Source organism: Actinopolymorpha rutila (assembly GCF_013407855.1).
In the GTDB taxonomy this organism is placed as follows: domain Bacteria; phylum Actinomycetota; class Actinomycetes; order Propionibacteriales; family Actinopolymorphaceae; genus Actinopolymorpha; species Actinopolymorpha rutila.
Genome location: NZ_JACBZH010000001.1, coordinates 472,812 through 495,015, shown reverse-complemented (window position 1 = coordinate 495,015; position 22,204 = coordinate 472,812). Strand labels below are relative to the sequence as shown.

General features: G+C 70.6%; 16 protein-coding genes. 4 read left to right on the top strand and 12 right to left on the bottom strand.

What is annotated here, in order from left to right:
- Positions 1-158: 158 nt before the first annotated feature.
- The 3 genes from F4554_RS02050 to F4554_RS02040 form a co-directional block, all read right to left on the bottom strand.
- The gene (locus F4554_RS02050; RefSeq protein WP_179785791.1) at positions 159-1,055 is read right to left on the bottom strand and encodes a polysaccharide deacetylase family protein; all 897 of its coding nucleotides are present in this window, start codon (positions 1,053-1,055) and stop codon (positions 159-161) included.
- Between the two features lie 61 nt (positions 1,056-1,116).
- Entirely contained in the window at positions 1,117-1,689 is a 573-nt protein-coding gene (locus tag F4554_RS02045; RefSeq protein WP_337795831.1) for a GNAT family N-acetyltransferase, read from the bottom strand.
- A gap of 24 nt (positions 1,690-1,713) precedes the next feature.
- On the bottom strand, positions 1,714-2,733 hold the full coding sequence (locus F4554_RS02040) for a metallophosphoesterase (protein ID WP_238341193.1): 1,020 nt from the start codon (positions 2,731-2,733) through the stop codon (positions 1,714-1,716).
- Positions 2,734-2,863: 130 nt separating this feature from the next.
- On the opposite strand from F4554_RS02040, the gene F4554_RS02035 reads away from it, so the two are divergent.
- Positions 2,864-4,042 (top strand): ROK family transcriptional regulator, encoded by a 1,179-nt coding sequence (locus F4554_RS02035; RefSeq protein ID WP_179785790.1) that lies wholly within the window; start codon positions 2,864-2,866, stop codon positions 4,040-4,042.
- A gap of 126 nt (positions 4,043-4,168) precedes the next feature.
- Positions 4,169-5,965 carry a bifunctional metallophosphatase/5'-nucleotidase gene (locus F4554_RS02030; protein ID WP_337795830.1) on the top strand — a complete coding sequence of 599 codons (1,797 nt, stop codon included), beginning with the start codon at positions 4,169-4,171 and terminating at the stop codon, positions 5,963-5,965.
- Positions 5,966-6,059: 94 nt separating this feature from the next.
- On the opposite strand, the gene F4554_RS02025 is transcribed toward F4554_RS02030, so the two are convergent.
- Positions 6,060-8,516: a CehA/McbA family metallohydrolase gene (locus tag F4554_RS02025; protein ID WP_179785788.1), complete on the bottom strand. Its 2,457-nt coding sequence runs from the start codon at positions 8,514-8,516 to the stop codon at positions 6,060-6,062.
- Positions 8,517-8,697: 181 nt separating this feature from the next.
- Between F4554_RS02025 and F4554_RS02020 the strand changes: the two genes are divergently transcribed.
- Positions 8,698-9,807, top strand: a complete 1,110-nt coding sequence (locus F4554_RS02020; protein WP_179785787.1) for a glycoside hydrolase family 5 protein — start codon at positions 8,698-8,700, stop codon at positions 9,805-9,807.
- Between the two features lie 20 nt (positions 9,808-9,827).
- Here the strand turns inward: F4554_RS02020 and F4554_RS02015 are convergent, their stop codons facing one another.
- The 3 genes from F4554_RS02015 to F4554_RS02005 are packed head-to-tail and all read right to left on the bottom strand — an operon-like array spanning position 9,828 to position 12,500.
- Complete coding sequence (locus F4554_RS02015) at positions 9,828-10,679, bottom strand: ABC-2 family transporter protein (protein ID WP_179785786.1); 852 nt, start codon at positions 10,677-10,679, stop codon at positions 9,828-9,830.
- Entirely contained in the window at positions 10,672-11,499 is an 828-nt protein-coding gene (locus tag F4554_RS02010; protein WP_179785785.1) for an ABC-2 family transporter protein, read from the bottom strand. The genes F4554_RS02015 and F4554_RS02010 overlap by 8 nt, the downstream gene beginning before the upstream one ends.
- Positions 11,500-11,513: 14 nt before the next feature.
- Entirely contained in the window at positions 11,514-12,500 is a 987-nt protein-coding gene (locus F4554_RS02005; RefSeq protein WP_179785784.1) for an ATP-binding cassette domain-containing protein, read from the bottom strand.
- Between the two features lie 276 nt (positions 12,501-12,776).
- On the opposite strand from F4554_RS02005, the gene F4554_RS02000 reads away from it, so the two are divergent.
- Entirely contained in the window at positions 12,777-13,829 is a 1,053-nt protein-coding gene (locus F4554_RS02000; protein ID WP_179785783.1) for an amidohydrolase family protein, read from the top strand.
- A gap of 83 nt (positions 13,830-13,912) precedes the next feature.
- Here the strand turns inward: F4554_RS02000 and F4554_RS01995 are convergent, their stop codons facing one another.
- The 5 genes from F4554_RS01995 to F4554_RS01975 form a co-directional block, all read right to left on the bottom strand.
- A complete protein-coding gene (locus tag F4554_RS01995; protein ID WP_179785782.1) occupies positions 13,913-15,898 on the bottom strand; it encodes a DUF5107 domain-containing protein in 1,986 nt (661 codons plus the stop codon).
- A 2-nt stretch (positions 15,899-15,900) separates the two neighbouring features.
- On the bottom strand, positions 15,901-17,607 hold the full coding sequence (locus F4554_RS01990) for a type 2 periplasmic-binding domain-containing protein (RefSeq protein ID WP_179785781.1): 1,707 nt from the start codon (positions 17,605-17,607) through the stop codon (positions 15,901-15,903).
- 76 nt (positions 17,608-17,683) lie between these two features.
- Positions 17,684-18,628: a carbohydrate ABC transporter permease gene (locus F4554_RS01985; RefSeq protein WP_238341192.1), complete on the bottom strand. Its 945-nt coding sequence runs from the start codon at positions 18,626-18,628 to the stop codon at positions 17,684-17,686.
- Complete coding sequence (locus tag F4554_RS01980; protein ID WP_238341191.1) at positions 18,629-19,666, bottom strand: ABC transporter permease; 1,038 nt, start codon at positions 19,664-19,666, stop codon at positions 18,629-18,631.
- Between the two features lie 125 nt (positions 19,667-19,791).
- Positions 19,792-22,140, bottom strand: coding sequence for a WD40/YVTN/BNR-like repeat-containing protein (locus F4554_RS01975; RefSeq protein WP_179785780.1), 2,349 nt, complete (start codon positions 22,138-22,140; stop codon positions 19,792-19,794).
- Positions 22,141-22,204: the final 64 nt, after the last annotated feature.

Genomic DNA, 22,204 nt, shown 5'->3' with positions numbered 1-22,204 from the left:
TAGACGTCGGCACCGACCAGCGGCTGGGCGAACACCTGACAAGGCCCGGTTGCGGGCCCTACCGCGACATCAGGTGGCAAGTCCTGCTTGACAGTCGGGCAGCGGCACCCCGCTGGACGTCGTGCGGGGGCGGCAGATCCCGGCCGGCCCGACGGACTTCAGGGCCGGGTGCCGGCCTGTCCCGCGGCGATCTGGCTCGCGGTCCGGCCGAGGAGGTCGACGAACCGGTACCCCCGCTCGGCGTACCAGTCGATGATCCGGGGCAGCGCCGCGACGGTGTTGCCGCGGTAGGAGGAGACCTTCGACTCGTCCTCGTGGGACGCCTTGGCGGCGTGCATCAACACGATCGGGTGCCGGCGGTTGTCGGCGTCGAGCGAGGTCGCCCGGTCGACGATCTTCGCCACCGCGTCCGGGTCGGCGTACCCGGGCTGGGCCCAGTCCCGCGCGTCCACCGACCACAGCACTGTCGACATGCCCTCACCGGACGCGACGGTCCGCACGTTGGTCAGGTAGCCGCCCGGAGGGCGGAAGAAGCAGGTCGGACGGCCGGTGAGCCGCCGCTGCTGGGCGGACGTGCGGGCCAGTTGGTCGCGCAGGTAGCCGACGGTCCAGCCCGAGGGGGTCCCGGCGGGGTAGTTGTGGTCCCAGGTGTGGTTGCCGACGAGGAAGCCCATGGCGGCCACCTTCGTGACCGCGGCCGGGTCGGCGGCGTCGTGGGCGCCGGTGTCGAAGAACGTCGCGGTGACGCCCTTGGAACGCAGGACGTTCGCGATGGCCAGCATCGCCGGGCCGGGGCCGTCGTCGAAGGTGAGCGCGACAGTCTTGCCCTCGCCCGGAGCCGACCTGACCACCTTGTCCTCGGGCGGCGGGCAGGTGGGGACGGCGGTGGGCGACGCGGGCACACGGTCGGCCGGCATCGTGCTGCTCGGGGCGGAGGTCGGGGCGGAGGCCGGGCCGGAGGTCGGCGCCGGGGTGCACGCGGACAGCAGGAGCCCACCGGCGACCAGTCCGCCCGCCAGTGCCGTCGGCAGGGTCGGCCGCCGGGCTCTCGACATACTGCGAGCATCCCCGAACCCGCTCGTGTTCACGCCAGAATGAGCCGACGCCCACCTGGAGTCAGGTCGTGCGCCCGGCCGCCCGCCACTCCGGGGCGAGTACGGACCAGATCTCGACGTCGTACCGCCTGCCTCGGTGCGGGGAGCTCTCCCGGAGCACGCCTTCCCTGGTCATCCCGAGCCGCCGGGCCACGGCGACGCTGGCGGTGTTCGGCGTCGCCGCCCGCCATTCCACCCGGTGGATGCCCCGCTCCTCCACCGCCCAGTCGATGATCACCCGGACGGCCCGGGTCACCAGTCCACGGCCCACCGCCGACGGCTCCAGCCAGCAACCCGCCTCGGCGTTCCCGCGTACGACGTCCATCGTCCGGAAGAGCACGCCGCCGACCAGCTTCTCGTCGAGCCAGATTCCGTAGATGCGCCCGGTGTCGGCCGCGGCCTTGTCGGCGTACGACTGGAGGTACGCACGGCTGGAGTCGAGGTCGGTCACGGCGTCGGCCAGCCCGATGTACTCGCCGACGAGCTCACGCCCCCGGTCCATGTGGGCCAGAAACTCCTCCGCCCGCCAGGGTTCGAGGGGACGCAGTTCGGCGCCGTCCTCCCCCAGAGCTCTCGCCCACATGTCGCCCTCCACGTCCCGTCCTTGCCCCCGCGGGGCCTAGTTCGCGAACGGTACCCGAGCCCAGCGCAGCACCTGGGGGTCGTGGTGGTCGACGGTGACCTTGAGCCAGTCGTTCACACCGGTGGAGCCGTCGACGGTGATGCGGCGGAGGTTCGGGACGGGAGTGGAGACGCCGTAGAAGGACGACCAGCGCGACCTCGCGGCGAGGGGCCGGTCGAAGTTGTAGACGTGGCTGTCCCCGTTGAAGAGGTAGACCGGCCCGTGGAACGCCCTCGCCTGTTCCGCGATCACGTCGACGATCGGCGTGAAGCCCGCGAAGTCGGCGGGGTCCGGGTCGGCGGCACTCGGGTCGAACATGTCGGCCTGGGTCAGCAGGACCACCGCCTTGGCGTCCTCGCTGTGCGCCTGCGCGAAGGTGTCCCGGATCAGCCGGACGTCGGCCGCGGTGCGGCTCTCGACCTCTGCGCGTTGCTCCGCGGTCGGCGCGGAGTTGCCCGTCCACGGCGCCAGGCTGTTGTCGCTGCCGACGATGTGCACGGCGGCGAAGGCCACCCCGGCCCGGGTGTAGCGGACGTTCTCCGGGTACCCCTGCGCGGCCTGGGACCTCACCGCGACGCTGTGGTGGCCGAGCGTCCTACCCGGCTGTGGGAAGAACGTCCGGCGGACGGCGGTGAGACGTTCGAGCGGGTCGTACGAGCCGTTGTTGGGCCGGTGGCAGTCGGTCCACTCGTTGTCGCCCGGTGTGTAGACCAGCGGGTCGGCGAATTCGTCGAAGTCGGATTTGATCAGCGCGAAGTAGTCGTCGGTGCACCGGGACGAGCCGTCCTTGATGTCGCCCAGGTGGTCGACCATGCGGACGTCGCGGTCGGCGTTGATCTGGTCGATGACGCTCGGGAAGTCCGCGATCTGGGTGGCGCCGTAGGGGATGTCGCCGATCACCGCGAAGCTGAAGTCCCGGCTCTGGGAGCTGTCCGCCGACGCCGTACCGGACGAGACACCCGTCACCAGCGCACTCGCCGCCGCCATTCCGAGTGCCGCCCGCTGCCACTTGCGCATGCCCGTCTCCTGTCGTCGCCGTCGCGTCGACCACAGTGCACCGGGCACATGAAGCTCCGGCGACCCCCGAGCTGATCATCGGTGAACACCGGCCGATCAACGGACGGGCGGGCGTTAGGCTTCGCGGACCATGGCAGCAACGCGAGGTAAGTCGGCCGACGGGGGTGACCTGTCCCGGCTTCGCCAGCTCAACGAGCGCGCTGTCCTGGCAGCGGTCCGCGACGCGGGCGAGCTGCGGGTCGCACAGATCGTCGAGCGCAGTGGCCTGGGCCGCACCGCGGTGGAGGACGTGCTCGCCAGCCTGGTGGCCCGGCGGTGGCTGGTCGAGGAGCAACCGGCCGTACGCGGGCGCGGCCGGCCGGCGCGCAGCTACCGCTTCCGCGCCGAGGCGGGGTACGCCGTGGGGCTGGACATCGGGGCGCACTCGATCCGGGCGGTGCTGGCCGACCTCGGCGGCCGGGTCCTGGCGACGGCGCACCGCCTGGTGAGCCCCGACACCCGCAGGGCGGCCAGGCTGGCCGCCGCCGATCGCGCGATCGCCGACTGCGCCCGCGACGCCGGTGTCGCGACATCCCGGATCTGGGCAGTGGGTGCGGGCACCACCGGACTGGTCGATCGGGACGGGAAGGTCGTCCGGGTCAACGCCATTCCGGACTGGGCGGGGGCCGACCTGGCCGCGCACTTCCGCCGGTCGGCGCGACTGGTCGTGGTGGACAACGACAGCCAGTTGGCCGCACTCGCCGAGCACCGCCGAGGGGTGGCGACGGACGTGCCGGACCTGGTCCTGCTGCACGCCGGCCGGCGTACCGGTCTGGCCCTGGTCATCGACGGCACGTTGCGGCGCGGGTTCCACGGAGCGGCCGCGGACCTGTCCACCCTGCCGATGCTGCGCTGGGAGGCGGCGATCGACTACCTCCACCGCTGCCGCGCGGTGCCGCCGGACGTGCCGGTCGCCGACCGTGCGGAGCGGGCCTTCGCCGAGGCTCGGGAGGGTCGCCGGGCGGCGGTGACCGCGGTTCGCCGGTACGCACGGGAGATGGCGGTCGCGGCCGCCACCGCGGTCGGCGTCGTGGACCCGCAGTTGGTGGTGCTGGGCGGCGCGTTCTCCCAGGCGGCCGACGTGCTCCTGGAGCCCCTCAACGAGGAGCTGACCCGGTTGTTCCCGCAGGGACCGGAGGTACGCGCGTCCACGCTGGGTCCGGACTGCGTGGCGCTGGGAAGCGTCTGCCTCGCCCTGGACGCGCTGGACGAACGCCTGGTGGGTGCCGTCCGGGGCGCGCTTCCGGTTCTGGCCACGCGCAGCATCTGACCGCGCACCTCATCCGTCGCCGGCGCGTTGACCGGCGTTCACCCGGTGCGAATAATGTCGGAGCCAGGCAAAAATGATCTCCGACGCCGCCCGAAGGCCGGTGCGGCCCCAGGAAGAAGGCTCCCAGTGGCCAGACGGATTCCACGTCGCACCTTTCTCACCGCCGCCGGCGCGATCGCCACCGCCGCCGCTGTCGGCGACATCGCCCACGCCACACCGGCCGCGGCCGAGGACGCGTCCGGGTACGTCGACGTCCAACTGCTGAACATCACCGACCTGCACGGCTACCTGCAGCCCACGACACCCGGCCAGGGCAGCGTCATCACCGGCGCCGGTGGCGCGAAGGTGACCGTCGGCGGCGTGGGCTACATGGCCACGCACCTGAAGCGGCTGCGGGAAGGGAAGAGGAACTCCATCTTCTTCTCCTCCGGGGACAACTTCTCCGGCTGGCCGTTCGAGGTCGACGCGCACGCCAACGAGCCCACCATCGAGGCGCTCAACGCGATGGGGCTGCGGTTCAGCACCGTCGGCAACCACGAACTCGACCAGAGCGTCGGCTTCCTGGTCGACCACATGATGAACGGCGAGCCGTACCCCGTGTCCGGCCGGGACGACAACTTCGTCGACTCCACCGGGCAGCGGTTCCGGGGCGCGAACTTCGACTTCTACACCGCGAACATGGTGTGGGCGGACTCCGGGAAGACGATTCTCCCGCCGTACAACATCGAGTGGGTCGACGCCGGGAACGGCCGCAAGCTGCCGATCGCGTTCATCCACCTCACCCTGGTGGGCACCGAGGTCGGCTCGACGTCGTACCAGCCATCGCTGCGGTCGCTGTCCGACCTGGACCAGGCGAACAAGCTCGCTGCCGAACTCAAGGCCCGCGGTGTCAACGCGATCGTCATCAACATCCACGACGGCGGGGTCGCGGGCAACGACTACAACGCCGGCAGCAACCCGTCCGGTCCGGTCTTCCAGCTCGCGGCCAAGGCCTCACCCGACATCGCCGCCATCGTCACCGGCCACTGGCACTGCCGGTTCAACATGATGGTGCCCGACCCGAACGGCGTTCCGCGCCCGGTGGTGGAAGCCGGCAACCACGGTTCGCTGATCAACGAGATCAACCTCAAGCTGGACCCGGACACCGGCGCGGTGATCCGCGAGCTCACCACCTCGACCAATCACGCCAACACCCGCGACGTACCGCTGGACGAGGAAGTGCAGGGCATCGCCGACTACTGGACGGCGCAGGGCGCCAAGCGCTGGGCCACACCGTTGGCCAGGACGACCGGCGACTTCACCCGCGTGCCCCACGCCTCCGGTGAGTCCACGATGGGCAACCTGGCCGCGGACTTCGCGTACTGGGACGCGCAGCAGACCCGCGAGGGCCGAGCCGACCTGGCCCTGATCGCCACCAAGCCGGTCTCGGGTTCGGTCGCGCTGACCGGAGACCTGTTGTACGCGAAGGGTTCCAACGCCGCGGACGAGGACGGCACGATCCTCTTCGGCGAGGCCTGGGGCGCGTTCGGCTACGGCAACCCCGTGTTGACAGTGACCATGCCCGGCACCATGGTGCACGCGGCACTCGAGGCACAGTGGGTGGAACAGTCCGACGGTACGGTGAAGTTCGCACCGTTCGCGGTGTCCCGCAACGTGTTCTACTCCTTCGACACCTCCAAGCCGGTCGGGAAGCGCGTCGACCCGGCCGGGGTGCACATCAGCGGTCAGCGGCTGGACCTCAGGCGCGACTACCGCGTCGCGGCGCTCGCCTACACGCTCATCGGTGGCGACGGCTACAAGGTCTTCGAGGGATACACCGACGCGGTTCGGGGTGACCGCGACCACGAGGGCTTCATCGCCTACCTGCGCGCGCACCGCACGATCACTCCCGCGCCGCTCAACCGGGCCCGGCCGGTGAGCTGACGCACCACCTGTACCGCCTGTTCGGCGTACGACGTTCGACCGGCCGGGTGTGACGTTCCACCCGGCCGGTCGACTTTCGGCTTGCTCGCCGGAGTTACCGGCGGCGTTCGCGGTCGCGACGGTCCAGCGCCGCCAGGGCCTCGGCGAAGGGGCGTTCGAGCCAGGCGAGGTGGTTCGCCTCGCCGTGGTGGTGGGTGGTGAGGTCGTCCGGGCGGCGGATCGCGGTGTGGCGTACGTAGTCGCGCGCGCCCTCCACGACCGTCCTGATGTAGTGCAGCCCGTCCGGGTCGGCCATGCCCCACGGCCCGCCGCAGGCGACGAACACCGGCGAGGTGTGCGCGAACACCCGGCGGCCCCACTCGTCCAGGTGGTTGTCGCTGCCGATGGCCCGCAGCGCGAGCCAGGAGTGGCCGTCGACGCGGACCTCCTCGGTGAGGTCCAGCGCGCGCTCACCACGCCCGGCGACCGACGCGACCACCTCGCCGTTGCAGACGAGCTCCAGGCCGTGCAGCGGGAAGATGCTGGTCACCCCCGCCTCGACGGTCACGGTGCCCGGCCCGGACAGCTCGACCGTGTCACCGGCCTGCCGCCCGTCCACGGTGAAGGTGAGCAGCGGACCGCCGGACAGGAACGTCCGCCCCTGCCGCACCGCGCGGCACCAGCCGTCGTACGTGAACTCCTCGTCCGGATCGAGCCGGGCGTAGGTGCGGTAGAGCCCCACCGGCACCGAGCTCGACATCTTGTCCGTGCCGCCGACGAGCGGCATCCGGTAACCGGAGTTGAGGTAGCGGTAGTACTCCAGCAGCGCGTCGTCGCCGTGGGCGAGCATCTCCACCGCGTCCGCCCGTCCGGTGGTGACCAGCACGGCCGGCTCGCCGTTGGGGTTGGGGAAGTGCGCGGCGACGACGGTGCCGCCCTGGGCGTGGGTCCGGTCGGCCCAGTCGCTCAGCGTCACGTCCAGGGCGCCGCCCAGCTCCGCCTCGTCCGGGCCGTCGCTGGACCACGGCATGACGGGTTCCTTCAGCCCCCACAACAGCATGTGGCCCAGCACGTGCTGGCGGTTCTCCTGCCCGACGTAGGTCAGGTAGTCGCCGCTGCCCCTGCCGTCCGCCCCGATCACCCGGCCGGTGAAGTCCTCGGTGTTGGTGAACAGCGCGCCCCACTGGGCCTGCAGGAGGTTGACCACGCGCAGGTCCTCGCCCTGCTGCTCGAGCTGCGCGCCGGCGGTGGACAGGAAGTGCACGTGGGAGTCGCCGGACCACCAACCGGCCGCCGCCAGGTCGGTCGTACGCCGGATCCTCAGCGTGAGCTCCCGCTGCCCCTTCTCGATCTGCACCGTCTCCCGCAGCGGTTCGTACTCGAACCCGCGGGCGACGTCGACGACCACCTCGCCGCGCGGGAGCCAGCCCTGGCAGGTGCCGTCGACGTAGGCGTAGGTGCGCTGGCCGAGGATGACGTCGCCGCCCACGTCGAGGTGCCAGCTGCCGATGTTCTGGTTGACGTGGTTGTGGTGACCGTGCGGTTGGTACGGCACGCCTTCGGGAGAACGGAAGTGCACCCGGCACGGGACCGGGCGCCCGGTCGCGTCGTCGAGCACCTTCACGTGCACCCAGTTGCGGCCGGGGTCGACGAGCTCCACCCGAACCCGGTCGTTCTCGGCGTGCCCGTCGCGTTCGACGTCGCCCCAGCGCACTCGGCCGAGCTCCTCGCCCTTGCTGCCGACGACGAGGGTGGCCGACGGGAGAGCCGTGACCGAGGCGTGCGCGGGGCTGGTGGCGGGCGGCCAGTCTCCGGCGCCGTAGCCGGCCCGGTCGTCGCCGGTCGGGATCGGCTGCGGGTAGGTCGCCACGCCCCGGTCGACCTCGAGGTCCAGTACGCCGTCGCGCCCGGCGACGTCGCTGTCGGTCACCACCAGCCTGACCGGCCGTCCCGGCGTACGTACGAACGGATGCTCGTCGAGGTGCCCGAGGGTGACGCCGCCGACGAGGAACGGCAGTCCGCGCGGGATGATCTCCAGGCGTTCGATCACGGTGTCCGGCCGAGGGTTCTCCCACTGCCACAGGTAGAACGTCCGCGCCCAGCCCTTGTTGTGCTCGGTCATCCGGAAGCCGGCCTCGCCCCAGCGCCCCTCGAACCGGGGCGCGTTGCTGTCGGCGTTGTCGCTGACCGCGAGGAACGGATCCCGCCCCCACGCGTGGCCGATGATCTGGATCTCGAAGCGTTCCCGGATCGGCACCTCGACGGTGGTGCCGTCGGCCAGGTGGAAGACGTAGTCGGCGACGTGGCCGCCGACGCCGTGGCCGGCGGGGCCGCCCGGCTCCAGCAGCCGGTGCGCGACGACGACGTGGCGCGCCGTGCGGCCGACGTCGACCGACACCGGTTCGGAGGGCGCCACGAAGCAGCGGTCCTTCGCGGGGGTTTCGGAACCGACGAGGAACGGCAGGCCGCGCAAGGTCACCTTGCCGAGCGGGGGCTCCTGCTCTGGTGCGCCGAGGATTTCGACGCCTGCGTTGCACACGGACTCGAGGGAAAGTGGTTCGTAGCCGGGCATTGCCCGATCGTGGCCCCCTTCTCCCTCACCTGGCAAGCGTTTTCGGTGTCTGCCGAAGTCCGGTGTGGGCGCGAGGACCAAAACCCTTGTGTGCGGGAGCATGACCGGTTTCGTTCGGTGGCCGTCCGGGTCCGGTCTCGGCACTCCTCGCCGGCAGCCGAGCCGTGGTACGAACGCTCGGGTGAAGACGAAACGTCGGTTGCTGGGCAGGCTTCTCACCGCGATGGCGCTGCTGACGCTGTCACTCCCCGCGGCCCTGCTGCCGGGAACCGCGAACGCGGCCAGCGCGCCGGGCGGCACCGCGGCGGCCGGCGACTTCGTACGTGTGTGCGGGACGCGGCTGTGTCTGCACGGACATCCGTTCGAGGTGCGCGGCGCCACGGCATACAGCCACTACGACGACCCCCGTGCGGAGGTCACCCTGGCCCGGCGCGCGCATCTCAACGTGATCGAACTGGTCGAGTTCGACACCCGGTACCACGACCTGTCCGACACGATGTCGGAGGCGACCTGGACCCGGGTCGACAAGGTGGTCGCCGCCGCCCGGGCCGCCGGCATGCACGTGATCCTGCACTTCGCGGAGTACGGCCAGTCGCTGGCGGCCAACGGGACCACCCCGACCACCGTGGACTGGAAGTCGTACCTGCGCTTCGTCGCCAATCGCGTCAACACCGTCACCGGCGTGACGTACAAGAACGACCCGACCATCGCGATGGTCCAGCTCTACGGCGAGATCGACGCACCGAACTTCGGTGTTCCCACGGCGGGTACGACCGAGCAGATGACGGCGTTTTTCGCGCGCACCCTCGCCCAGTGGCACGAGCTGGCACCGAACATCCCCGCCAGCAGCGGCGGCTTCTCCTACCTCAACTACTCCAACAGCGGCATCGACTGGCAGACCATCATGGCCGACCCGAACAACGCCGCCTGCGGGGTCGAGGTCAACTCCACCGCCGACCGGGACGTGAGCGTTCCCAACGTCTCCTCGTACTGCAAGAGCCTGGGCAAGCCGTGGTTCCTCGCGGCCTGGAGCTCCTGCTACAACCACAACCCGTGGGGACCCGAGGACCTCGACCACTTCCCCGACGACGCCACCATGGCCGCCCACGCGCGGGAGATGAAGCTGGTCGCCCTCGGCAGGCGCGCGGACGGCCCGGCCCCCGCCATGCCGGCGATCGGAAGCGACTTCTGGAACCTCGGCGCCGGTCCGGTGGTCGAGGGCACCTGCGACATCGGGCCGCAGTTCCCGCAGACGTTCGCGGCCGTACGCGAACCCCATCCCGCCGGCTGACGGCAGATGAGGGCCTCGCGTTAGTGGCCGGGGCTGGAGTAGTGCCGGGTCTGCCGATGGAAGAGCCGGACCGCACCGGCGTACAGCAGCAGACCCACCGCCGGTGACGCGAGCGCCAGCCAGGTCGGCACGAACACGTCGTCGCTTCGGCCCAGCAGGATGGCGGCCGGGAAGAACGCCGCGTACGCCAACGGCAGCGCGAAGGTCAGCAGGTAGCCGACAGCCCGCGGCAGCACGCTCAGCGGATACGGCCCGAACGTCACGAACACCCGGTCGGCCACGCTCAGCAGCGGCGAGGCGTCCAGCAGCCGGAACGTCGACGAGACCAGCGCCAACATCACCGCCGACTCCACGAACGCGCTGCCCACCACGGCCGCCACGAGGTAGGCGACCCGGCCGACGGACCAGTCCACCGGCGCGGCCACCGCCGTCACCGACAGGACCACCAGGCCGAACACGACGTCCCCGATTGCGGTGACCTGGAACCGCCGGGTCAGCAACTGGACCAGCGGGTCGACCGGCCGCAGCAGGTACCGGTCGAACTCGCCCCGCCGCACCACGTCCTCGGTCATCCACAGCTGCCCGGACAGCAGGCCGTGCAGGGCGTGCCCGGTGGAGCGGATGCCGTACACGAAGGCGACCTCGACGAAGCTCCACCCACCGATGCTGCCGAACGCGTGCACGATCACGCCGACGAACGCCAGCGACACCGCCTCGTAGAAGATCGCGCCGACCGAGGTCAGCACGAAGTTGGCGCGGTACTGCGTCGCCGACGCCAGCCCGATCCGGATCAGGACGGCGAACTGCCGCAGCGTCGACGGCGGCTGGATGGCTTCGGCGGCACCGGTCGAGGGCCCGGTGAGGTCAGCCACCCTGGACCACCACCCGGTGCCGCGCCCGCGACCACACCCACGCGCAGAGCCCGCCCAGCACGACGATCCACAGTGCCTGTACGCCGAGCGCCGCCGGCAGGCCGCCGGGCGGGCGGCCGAAGTAGATCGAGAGCGGGGTGTACGTCGAGGCCTGGAACGGCAGCGCCCCGGCGGCGGTCCGCAGCCAGTCCGGCATGAACCACAGCGGCAGGATCGCGCCCGACATGAACGTACGCACCACGAAGAACGTCATGTTGATCCCGCCCACTTCCATCGTCCAGAAGGACGCCAGCGCCATCAGCATCGTGGTCAGCTGCGAGACGGCGAACGCGAGCAGCAGGCTCACCACGAACCACCCGGCCGCCCCCGCGCTCCTCGGCGGCGCGAGCCCGCCCACGACCAGGCCGGTGCCCAGGCCGACCGCGACCGTCGGCAACGCGGCGACGACGGCGCCGGTCTGGAAGGCGAGGTTCTGCGTCAGCAGACCGATCGGCCGGGTCAGGTCCACCCCGATCAGGCCTTCGCGCACCCGGGACGCGATCGAGTGGTACGGCGAGGTGTTCAGGACGCCCGCGATCGTGAGGCCCAGCACGGCGTACCCGACCGCGGTGCGCACGTCCGTCCCGGCGACCTCGCCCTCGTGACCGGCGTAGATCGCCCGCCACACCACGCTGTAGAGCGCGACCTGGACCGCGACGGCCGGGTAGCCGAGCAGGACCGACGTGCGGTACGCCCACGGCGTGAGCATGCCGATCCGGACCTGGCTCAGGACGGGCCTCAGCCTGGACCGCGGGCCCGGCCGCACCACGGGCCGTGCCACGGGCTGCAGCCTTCTCATGCGACGCTCTGCGGCAGGGCGCGCTGGGTGTAGATCCGGCTGATGACCGCCTCCAGCCGAGGTTCGACGACGGACAGGTCGACGACCGCGTGCGCCGCGGTGACCGCCGCGATGACCTCCGGGGCCTTCACCTGGTCCGAACGGAACCGCAGGGTCACCACCGGCCCCTGCCGGGAGACCTGTTCGGCGCCGTCGACCGTGATGTCCGCCGGCTCGGCCAGCGTGACGACGAGGTCACGGTAGGGGCCGTAGCGCGCCATCAACTCGGTGAGCGCGCCGTCGTACAGCACCCGGCCGTGGTCGATGAGGACGATCCGCCGGCACAGTCGTTCCACGTCCTCGAGGTCGTGGCTGGTGAGGACGACGGTCGTGCCGTGTACGACGTTCACGTTGGCGACGAACTCCCGGATACGTTCCTTGGCCACCACGTCCAGCCCGACCGTCGGCTCGTCGAGGAACAGCAGCCGCGGCTGGTAGAGCATGGCCGCGGCGAGGTCACCGCGCATGCGTTGTCCCAACGACAGTTGGCGAACCGGCGCGTCGAGGAACTCGTCCATGTCGAGCAGCTCGACGAGTTCGTGCTGCCTGCGGTCGCCTTCCTGGGTTGGAACGCCGTAGAGGTCGCGGATCGCGCGGAACGACTCCCGCAGCGGCAGGTCCCACCACAGCTGGCTGCGCTGACCGAACACCACGCCGATGTTGAGCGCGTTCGCCCGGCGCTCGCGGGACGGGTCGCGGCCCGCGACGGACACCGTGCCGGCGGTCGGCGTGAGGATGCCGGTGAGCATCTTGATCGTGGTCGACTTGCCGGCGCCGTTCGGCCCGAGGTATCCGACCAGTTCGCCGCTGTGGATGTCGAACGACACGTCGTCCACGGCCCGGATCACGTCGTGGTCGCCGCGGACGTACGCGCGGAGTGCGCCGAGGCGGCCCTCACCGCGATTGGCCCGGCGGAACTCCTTGACCAGCCCGGTCGCGCGCACGAGCGGGCGTTGGGTGGTTGCGGCAGTCGTGCTCGGCAGATCCGGGGGGAGAGACACCGGCCACCCTGACAGGCGGGTCGGCGTTCGGCAAGCACTTATCGCGGCGTACGAACCGCACACGAGTGCACGACGGAACGCGATCTGCCGCGGTCGTCGAGTGGGCCGGGTAGGTGGCGTCACGGCCACCCGGGCGGGGTGACGACAGCTGCTCTGGAGGGCGCGGACACGCTTGTTCTACTGGTGGAACGCCCTCACCGTCCTGTCTAGCGTTCAGGCATGGCGCTTCCTCCCGATCAGCCCCGCGAACACCCGATCGCCGCCCTGCCGATGGCCGACCTGCACGTTCACCAGGAACCCACGCCACATCTCGACCGGGTCCTCGCGCGGCGCGAGGGCAGTCAGCCGTACGACTGGGCCGCGTGGCGACGGCGGCTGGTGGCGGAGTTCCCGCCCGGCCCGGATCGGCTGGCCCGGGTGGGCACCATGCGCCCGGTCCCGCTGGAGGTCGACGATGACGACGAACTGTTCGTCGCCCGCATCGCCGACGTGTTGTCCGAGCACGCGGGCGCCGGCGGTAGTTACATCGAGGTGCGCTGCGGTGGCGACGTCGTGCTGCGGGAGGGGTTCATCGAGCTCTTCCGCAGAGCCGAGAGGCAAGTGCAGGTTGACTTCCCGGCCCTGCGTGCCGAGCCACTGGCGATCGTGATGGTGGGCTCGGAACCACCGCCGGAGCTGGCCGCGAAGGTCGACGGCTGCGTACGGCTGGCCGGAGAGGGCCTCGCCGGCGTGGATCTGATGTGCTTTCCGTACCGGTCGGAGGCGGACTGGACGATCGCGCATCGTCTGGCCGAACGGTTCGCCGAAGCCGGCCTCGGGATCACCGCCCACGCCGGCGAACTGTCCACCGACAACATCGCCGCCGCTACCGCCACTCCTGGGCTGACCCGGATCGGGCACGGCATCCACGCCATCGAGGACCCCGCGCTCGTCGACCTTCTGATCGCCCGGGACATCACCCTGGAGTGCGCGCTGTCCTGCAACGTGCTCTTCGGCGTGGTCCCGTCGCTGGCCGAACATCCGCTGGTCCGGTTGGTCGACGCCGGAGTGAAGGTCACGCTCGCCACCGACGATCCGGTGCAGGTGGGTACGACGATCGGCGCGGAGTACGCGGCCGCCGCGTCACTCGGGCTCGCCCGGGACCAACTACTTGCGCTGACCCGCAACGCGATCGAGGCCGCCTTCACCACCGACCGGCGGAGGGCCGAACTGCTGGCGGAGGTCGACGCCGCAGCCGTGTCCACCGTGTCCGCCGCTTCCGCCGCGCCCTGATGCCCGGCGTGGTCCGGCTCGGTCCGGCTCGGTCCGGCTCGGGTCCGGATCCGTGGTTCTTCCACGGAAGAATCCGCACGCGCTCAGTGGGACATCGCGAAGTCGTACCTCGCCGGGACGGGATGCTCGCGGCGCACCGCCTCACGGTCGGCGTCGGTCAACGACCGCCCGAGCCGTCGCTCGGCACGTGCGTCCTGGAAGGCGAACCACAGTCGCCCGAGCGAGAGTTCGCCCTCCCGCAGGTCGGCCGGTGCGAGGTCCTCCTCCAGCAGCCGCTCCACCAGGTCCAGGTCGCCCGCTTCCAGCGCCGCCCAGGCCTGCTCGAGTCGCAGCCGCGCGTCCAGCGGCGTCGTCACCGCGTACTCACCGAGGATCGCGAGCGCGTCATCCGGACGACCCGCCGTCCGCAGCGCACGGACGGTCTCCAGGGTGAGCGCCCGCACACCCGGCGCCAGCCGGTGCGCGGTGAGCATCCGGTCCGCCGAAGCGGCGGCGTCGCCGTCCACCGCGTCGGCGACCGCGAGGTTGCGCAACGCCCACGGCGTCTCACCGGCGCGTTCCCAGGCCGCCCTCGCCTCCGCCCGGGTCCCGGCATGCCAGCGAGCCACGCCCCGGTGCAGCCAGGCCGCCGGACTGTCAGCCGCGGCTTCGAGCAGCGGCAGCCAGGACGGCCCCACGACGTAGGAGACCGGTGCGCTCGGCCCGGTCTCGGCGACCCGGCCGTCGGCCAGCAGCCGCATCCACGGCGCCTGCTCCTCGCCCAGGCCGGCCTCGTCGAACGGTGTCCCGGTGGCCGGCATCGACGGTGCGCCGGCCACAGCCCGGCGGCGTTGTTCGAGCGCTCCCCACCCCGAGCCGACATGCAGCACTTCCAAGGGTGGTTCGTCGGCCCACGCGTCCGCGTCACGCAGCGCCTGGTCGAGGGCGGATGCCGGAACCATCCGGTCGACCGCCGCCTCGGCGGCCGCCCGCGCGCCGGCCCAGTCAGCACCGTGGACCGCGGCCGGGTCGGCCTCCGCCGGCCCGTACGCCTCGACCCACGACCACGAGGTGTTGCCGGGCATCGGCAGGTGCTCGGCCTGGGTGCGGGCCAGCCCGGCCTGGATCTCGCAGTACGCCGAGTCCGGGCCGGACAGGAACTCCTGCCACCGCCGGCCGCCCACACCCCGCCCCCAGACGAACAGCTTCCGGCCCATCAGCCGGCGGGTCGACGTGTGCGCCAGGCCGAGACCCTGGCCGTCCAGCGCGGCGATGAACGGACGGCGGGCGGCGCGGGTGTCGAAGAAGTAGTCCGCGGCGTGCCGGGCACGGGCCGGGTAGGTCACGTCCGCACCGTCCACGACCGGTATCCCCACCGGCTCCAGCCGGCGGCCGTAGCCGAAGTGGTACGCGCTGTCGGCCGGGGCCACCACCCGGACGTCCTCGGTCTCGGGGACCGAGATGTTCGACCACCAGTACACCGGCTTCTCCACCGGGTCGTGGTTGATCACCCGGACGTGCACCATCAGGACGGCCGAGTTCTCCGGAAGCCAGAAGTCCAGCACGTAGACGAGCTCGCGCATCCGCTCGAACTCGTACATCCGCAGCACCGGCTGCCCTGTCGGCGTGGTGAGCCGGACGGCGTGCAGCGGCGAACAGGTGAGTGCCGTGTGGCCGGTGGTGCCGAGGTTCCACTCCACCCCGCCGGCGAACCAGGCGTTGCGCAAGGCGAGGTTGGCAGGCTGCAGGATCTGGTTGCGGTGCAGGAGTTCCCGGCCGGACGGCCGGTGGACAAGGGACGCGAGCCGACCGCCGTGGTCGAGCAGGAACGTCGCCCGCAGGACGTCGTTCTCCAGCATGGCGACCTTCACCGGCGCCTCCACCCGGTCGCGGGTGTAGCCGTCCTGGAGCAGGTAGGGCAGGACGGTGGCCACCCGGCCGTAGCGGAGGTTGCGCGCCATCTCCTCGTCCACGCCGGAGGTGTCGATCTCGGCGTGCACGTCCCGCGTGGACCGCAGCGGCGGCAGCGGGTTCGGCGGACCGACCGCCGCCACCGGCATCGACACCTGCTCGGTACGGAGTTCGGCCATCACTACTTTCCCCCGTCTCCCTTGCTGCGCTGGTAGGAGTCCTCGTACTCCTTGCGCATCTTGTCACCACCGCCGGACCGCCACCGCTGACGCCACTCCTTCAGCGCGCTGAGCGGCTTGCGCCCGGACACGATGTCGTTCTCGTAGGAGGTGTTCAGGCTGGTGAGCGCGGTGACCTTCTTCAACTTGGTTTCCGACAGCAGCCCCAGGCTGGGGTCGGCGGCGGAGTGCGCGAGCTGCTTCTCGTAGTAGTCGTGCACCATCCGGGCGCGGCCCTTCGTCCCCGGGTAGTAGATGACGCTCTCGCTGGGGTTGATGAAGTAGTTCGCCGCCATCTCGTTCGTCAACTTCTCGTTGTCGACGCCCACCGGGTCGCCCTTGGCGTCGAAGTTGAAGTGCCGGCCCTCGACGCCGTAGTTGAGGAAGGTGTACTCCTTGCTGCCGAACGGCGCGGCCCAGTAGTCGAGCACGTGCAGCAGTTCTCCCAGCCGCTTGTCGTCCTTGCCCGCCTCGGCGGAGATCACGCCGATGCCCCACCAGCCGTTCGTCTGCGCGTTGAGCGGCTGGCCGCCGTCATGCCCGGGGGTGACCAGCAGTTCGGGCCGGGCCTTCGGGTCGTTCTTCGTCAGCTCGTCCAGGTCGGAGTTCGCCGGGAACCAGCCCGCGGGCGGTGGACGGTAGAAGCCGGTACGGCCGGAGATGAACAGGTCCGCGCTCTTGTCCGACTGGGTCTGGAACAACAGCGCGTCGGGGTGGAAGACCCCCTCCTTCCACAACTTCCGCATGTAGGTCAGCGTGGCCTCGTACTCGTCGGTCTCGACGTAGTACTCGAACGAGCCGTCCTTGTTCACCCGCCACTGGTTGGGCATCCGGAACATGTTGCCGACGAACTCGGTGATCCGGACGTCGAACGCGGCGATGCCCCAGGTCTTCACCTTGCCGGCTGCCTTGCCGTGGGAGAACGCGGTCAGCAGTTCGAAGACCTCGTCGGCGTTCTTCGGCGGGTCCGGGTAGCCGAGCTTCGCCGCCCAGTCGGCGCGGTAGACGTCCACCTTGTTCAGCAGGTAGAGCGGACGCGGGATGCCGTAGATCGCGCCCTCGACCGAGGACCGCTTCCAGAGGTAGCTCGGCACCGTCGCGAGGTTGGGATAGTCCTTGATCCCGTCACCGGCCAGGATTTCCGACAGGTCCACGAACGCGCCCTGCTGGACGGCCTGGGCGACCGGCTGCTGGTAGTCCGGCTGCACCCACATGACGTCGGGAATCTCGCCGCTGGCCAGGATCGCCGCGACCTTCGTGTCGTAGGAGGCGGCGGGGATGACGGTCGGGTTCCACGTCGTGCCGAGCCGCTTGTCGAGTTGCTGGGCCCACACGTTCTTGGCCTTGCCCGGCGGAGGAGGTCCCCAGTCGAGCACGCAGGCGGTGACCTGGCCGCCGTGCGCAGGGGTCTTCGGCACCGAGGTGAACGGCGGGCGAGGATAGCTCTCGAACGCGTTCGGCACGAACGTGTTGTCGCTGGTGATCGCACCCTCGGCGTGTCCGGCGGGCTTGTACGCGGGCAGCTTCAGCGCACCGTGCTTCCCGCCCGCTCCCGAGCCGGACTTCGCACCGTCGCCGCAGCCGGCGAGCGCGAGGCTCGTCACCGCCGCCGCACCCAGGCTGAGCACCCCACGCCGGGACATCGGCCGGTCGTGCCAGTTCATCGTCATGACATGCTCCCTGAAAATTCTGCGTTCGACGGCCCGCGCGCCATCGACCCACGCGACGGCACGGCACCAACGGCAACTACTGCTTGACGGCCCCGGTGAGGACGCCCTTGGTGAAGTACTTCTGCAGGAACGGGTAGATCAGCAGGACCGGCACCGTGGCCACCACCAGGACGGCCATCTTGATGACCTCAGGCGCCAGTGGGATCGCGTCCGGGTTGGCCACCTGGGCCAGTGGGGTGCCCTGCACGACGTACTGGTTCAGCACCAACTGGACCGGCCACTTCTGCGCATCCTTGAGGTAGAGCATCGCGTTGAAGAAGTTGTTCCAGTAGCCGACGCCGTAGAACAACGCGATCACCGCCGTCACCGCCTTCGACAGCGGCATCACGATCGACCACAGCACCCGGAACTCGCTGGCCCCGTCCACCCGCGCCGAGTCCAGCAGCTCACGCGGCAGGTTCATGAAGAAGTTCCGGATCACCACCAGGTTGAACGCGCTGATCACCGGCGGGATCACCAGCGAGGCGTACGTGTCGAGCATCCCGAGTGCCTTGATCAGCAGGTAGTTGGGGATGATGCCGGCGCCGAACAGCATGGTGAACAACGCGACATAGAGCACGAACCTCGTCCCTGGGACCTCGCGGGTCCGGGTTAGCCCGTAGGCGAGAGTGACCGTCATGAAGACGCTCAGTGCCGTGCCGACGACGGTGATGCCGATGCTGACCAGCAACGACCGGGTGACGACCCCGGTGGCGAAGATGTCGCGGTAGGCCTGCAACGTGGGTTCGCGCGGCCACAGGACCACATCACCCCGGCGCACGATCGACGACTTCGACAGGCTCACCGAGATCACGTACACGAACGGATACAGCATCACCACGGTGATGCCGGTGATGACCAGCGCCTTGAACGCCTGCATCCCCGCCGACGGCTTCTCCATCCACACCGGCCGGCGCGCCCGCACGGACATCGAGGAGGTCAGGCCGTGAGTCTGCTTGCCACCGGCTGTTCCGAGTGCCATCTAGAACGCCCCCTCCGAGCCCATCCGCTTGGCGAACCTGTTCGCGGCGATGACGAGGAACGTCCCGACCACGCCCTGCACCAGGCCGGCCGCGGACGCGGTTCCCCACTCCCCGCCGGCGACGCCGTGGAAGTACACGAACGTGTCGAGCACCTGTGCCGCGTCCGCCCCGACGGCTGGTTGCTGCAGCAGGATCTGCTCGAAACCCACCGACAGGACGCCACCCAGCCGGAGGATCAGCAGGAGGACGACGACCGGAGCCATGCCCGGCAACGTCACGTGGCGCAGGCGACTCATCGGCCCGGCACCGTCGACCGCGGCCGACTCGTACAACTGCTGGTCGATCATCGTGATCGCGGCGAGGAAGATGATGGTGCCCCAGCCCACCTCCTTCCAGATGACCTGGGAGGTGATCACCGCCTTGAACAGGCCCGGGTTGGTGAGGATGTCCACCGACCCGAGTCCGCCGCTGCGCAGCACGGTGTTGAACAACCCGTCGCCGCCGAGGATCGCCTGCCACAGCGAGACGACGACCACCCAGCTCAGGAAGTGCGGGATGTAGACCACGGACTGGACGAACCGCTTCACCCGTTCGCTCATGATGCTGTTCAGCAGAAGGGCCAGCGCGATCGGCGCCGGGAAGGCGAACACGATCTGCAGGAAGCTGATCACCACGGTGTTCTTCAACGCGGTCACGGCTTCCGGGTCGCTGAACAGTTCGACGAAGTTCTGCACGCCGACCCAGGGGCTGTGCATGAACCCCAGGAACGGCGAGTAGTCCTGGAACGCCACGACGTTGCCCAGGAACGGGATGTAGCGGAAGAGCACGAAGTAGCACAGCCCCGGGACGACGAGTACGTACATCCGCCACTCGCGGGCGGCCCGTCGCAACAGGTCCCGCGCGTCCCGCCGGGGGCGTTGTCCGGTCGACCGGTCGCCGGACTGCGGCCCCGACCGGCGGTCCGACCCGGTGCCCGCCGCGCCGACCACCGGCCCCGCGGACGCGGAGGTCGAGGCGGCTCGCCCCACCGTACTCATCGACGTCCTGCCGATGCCCCGGCCGACGAGCCGAGGCCGGTGGTGGCGAGTGCGGCCACCACGGAGGAGATCACGGTGCGGCTTCCGAGGTTCATGGGCGCTCCTTCGTGAGGTGGTCCGTCGCTTCAGTTCGCGGGTCGTCGGTGGTACGCCAGCCGTGGCGTTCGGATGTCCTCTGCCGCGTCGGGGTCACCGTCGGCCGGGCCGTGCCAGACCCCTCCGCCGAACGTCGTGACGTAGATCGACTCCGGGTCGAGCGGGTCGGGGACGACGCGGTGCGCCCACTTGAAGTTGAAGCCCTGGATGCGTTCCCAGGTCTCGCCGTGGTCGGTGGACCGCCAGGCGTTCGACTCGAAGCCGGCCGCGTAGAGGTGGCCCGGGTGACGCGGGTCGGCGGTGACGTCGTAGACGTGCTGGTCGCGGTCGAGGACCTGCCGCCAGGACGCGCCGCGGTCGGTGGAGAGGTAGATTCCGCCGCCGGCCTTCGCGTCCGAGCTTTCGCGCCGCCACGCCGACAGGTAGAGCCGACCGGGATCGGCAGGGTCGGCGAGGATTCCGGCCGGTCCGTTCACGCCGTCCGGAAGAGCCACACGTTCCCAGTGGTCGGCACCGTCGGTCGAACGGTAAAGCGCGCCGTCCCCACCCTGGTCGCGGCCGTGCTCGCCCCGGCGGAAGACCACCAGGTAAAAACTTCCGTCTCCACTCAGGCACAGTTGCCAGGCGAGTGGGCGGTCCTCCTCGATGCCGTCAACCACGGGTTGCCAGGAGGCGCCGCCGTCGACCGACCTGAAGACTCCGCGACCCATGGCGGTGACGTAGAGAGTGCGCGAGCCGACCGGGCTCCGCGGGTCCAGGACGATGTTGGTGGGTGCGGTGGGCGGCATGCCGTCACAGCTGACCTGCCAGGTGCGCCCGCCGTCGGTGCTGGTGCACACCCCGCCCTGGTAGGCGTCGGTGGACTTGTGGCGCCACATCTTCGGCCGCGGCATGTCGTGGTCGTAGGCCATCACCGCCCACACCCGGCCGCGTTCCTCGGGGTCGAACACCATCCAGTACGTCGTGTTGTGCCACCGCTCGGGGATCCCCTCCTGGGTGGGCTGCCAGCTCCGGCCACCGTCCTCACTGCGGATCAGCCCGACGTCGGTGTAGGCGATGAACTGCCGCGAGGAGTCGAACGGGTCGTGGAAGACGCCGTAGTTCGTGGTGACGTCGAGCCCGGTGGTGGTCACCGACGCAGGCGTCACCCGGCGGAAGTAGGCCTGGTTCCAGCGCCGACCTCCGTCGGTGGTCCGCCAGACCGAGCCCCAATCGGTGACGTAACACAGGTTCGGGTCGTGCGGCCCGACGCCGACGCCCCAGGCCCACTCGCTGCGCGCCGGGGTCTGCGACACCCAGTCGTCGTCGGTGTTGTCCTGGTGGTCCGGGGTGCTCGCGCTGACAAGGGTCCAGGTGCTGCCGCCGTCGTCGGTGCGGGCGATGCCGAAGTGCTCCGTGCCGTCGGTGTCGCCGGCACGGTCGTCGCCGCGTTCGGCCCGAAGGCCGGCGTACGACACGTACGCCACCCGCGGGTCAGTCGCGCAGACCGCCATCGCGTGCAGGCCGTAGCCCCTGCCGGGGTTGCCGGGCAGGCGGGATTCGGTCCAGGTGCGCCCGCGGTCGGTGGAGACGTACAGGCTCGTGGTGGTCGCCCAGTACCAGCGGGTTTCCTCGCCTGAGTGGCCGAACGCGTGCGAGGCGAGCGCCTCGCCCTCGGCCGGTCCGGGCAGCCGGTGCAGGGTCCCGTCGGCATACTCGTGCACGGCGGTGTCCGTGACCAGCCAGAGCACCGGCGACCCGGCGGTCTGCGACATCCCGCCGGTGGACGGGCCGACGTGCAGTCCGCGCACGGATTCGCCCGGCAGGCTCGCGAGCTGGCGCCAGGACCGCCCGCCGTCGGTCGAGCCGTGCAGGATCGTCCCGTCGTCCGTCTGCTCGCCGAGGTAGAGCGTTCCTGCGGTCCGCCCGTCGACGGCGAGGGCGGTGACCGCGCCGGAACGGCGGCCGTCGGTCAGGACGTACTCCGTGCCGGCGTGGTCGTCGGGGCAGACGATGTCGGCGATCCGGTCCGGGTCGGGATAGAGGCACTCCCAGGACTCGCCGTGGTCCGCGCTGCGCCACAGGCCGGCGCTGCCCGCGGCCACGTATACCGTGCGTTCGCCATGCGGATCGAAGCTGACGTCGTACGCCTCGCCGCGCAGGTTGAAGTTGCGCCAGGACCCACCGGCGTCGTGGGTCAGGTAGCAGCCGGTCATGTCGCAGGTGACGACCACGGTGTTCTGGTCGTGCGGGCTCACCGTCGGCAGGAACATCGCGCCGCCCCCGCCGATGCCGATCCTGGTCCACCGGCTGCCGGTTCGCGGCTGAGCTACGGACCGGTCCACTGACTCGCGCGCCTCGCGCAACCCGACGGTGGAGGTGGCTCGGTCAGGTGTCATCACGCACCCGTTCCTGCTCGGAAGGCCGTCCGAACTCGGACGAGAGGCCGCACAATCTGCCCGC

Excerpts from the sequence above, each read along its gene's own strand:
- F4554_RS02050 (WP_179785791.1), bottom strand. The coding sequence starts at position 1,055 with ATGTCGAGAGCCCGGCGGCCGACCCTGCCGACGGCACTGGCGGGCGGA.
- F4554_RS02040 (WP_238341193.1), bottom strand. The coding sequence starts at position 2,733 with ATGCGCAAGTGGCAGCGGGCGGCACTCGGAATGGCGGCGGCGAGTGCG.
- F4554_RS02035 (WP_179785790.1), top strand. The coding sequence starts at position 2,864 with ATGGCAGCAACGCGAGGTAAGTCGGCCGACGGGGGTGACCTGTCCCGG.
- F4554_RS02025 (WP_179785788.1), bottom strand. The coding sequence starts at position 8,516 with ATGCCCGGCTACGAACCACTTTCCCTCGAGTCCGTGTGCAACGCAGGC.
- F4554_RS02000 (WP_179785783.1), top strand. The coding sequence starts at position 12,777 with ATGGCGCTTCCTCCCGATCAGCCCCGCGAACACCCGATCGCCGCCCTG.
- F4554_RS01995 (WP_179785782.1), bottom strand. The coding sequence starts at position 15,898 with ATGGCCGAACTCCGTACCGAGCAGGTGTCGATGCCGGTGGCGGCGGTC.
- F4554_RS01990 (WP_179785781.1), bottom strand. The coding sequence starts at position 17,607 with ATGACGATGAACTGGCACGACCGGCCGATGTCCCGGCGTGGGGTGCTC.
- F4554_RS01985 (WP_238341192.1), bottom strand. The coding sequence starts at position 18,628 with ATGGCACTCGGAACAGCCGGTGGCAAGCAGACTCACGGCCTGACCTCC.
- F4554_RS01980 (WP_238341191.1), bottom strand. The coding sequence starts at position 19,666 with ATGAGTACGGTGGGGCGAGCCGCCTCGACCTCCGCGTCCGCGGGGCCG.
- F4554_RS01975 (WP_179785780.1), bottom strand. The coding sequence starts at position 22,140 with ATGACACCTGACCGAGCCACCTCCACCGTCGGGTTGCGCGAGGCGCGC.